Source organism: Streptomyces sp. DH12 (assembly GCF_020873895.1).
Taxonomy (GTDB): Bacteria; Actinomycetota; Actinomycetes; order Streptomycetales; family Streptomycetaceae; genus Streptomyces.
Genome location: NZ_JAHWGT010001176.1, coordinates 1 through 440, shown reverse-complemented (window position 1 = coordinate 440; position 440 = coordinate 1). Strand labels below are relative to the sequence as shown.

1 pseudogene is annotated in these 440 nt (G+C 76.1%); it reads right to left on the bottom strand.

Annotation, left to right across the window (positions count from 1 at the left end):
- Positions 1–440, bottom strand: a pseudogene (locus tag LPA54_RS39115) (glutamyl-tRNA reductase); the annotation flags it as partial.

Genomic DNA, 440 nt, shown 5'->3' with positions numbered 1-440 from the left:
CGGACCGTCGGGGCGTGCAGCAGCTTGTCGACCACCCGTCGCACGGTCTGGGTGATCTCCGCGCGGTGCTTGTCGTCCAGGCCGGGGAGCCGCCCCTCCAGGCGGGCCATCTCACCGGCCACCACGTCGGCCGCCATGGTCCGCAGGGCGACGACGGTCGGCGTGATGTGCGCCGCCCGCTGTGCCGCCCCGAACGCGGCGACCTCGTCGGAGACGATACGCCGGGCCTGGTCCACATCGGCAGCCATCGGAGCGTCCGCGGAGGCCTCCGCGAGCGATTCGATGTCCACGAGCCGCACGCCGGGCAGGCGGTGCGCCGCCGCGTCGACGTCCCGCGGCATGGCGAGGTCCAGCAGGAACAGCACGGGCTCGGGGCGCGGCGGCGCGTCCACCTGCTCGGGCCGCCGGCGCTCGGGGATGCGGCCGATCGCGGTCGCGGC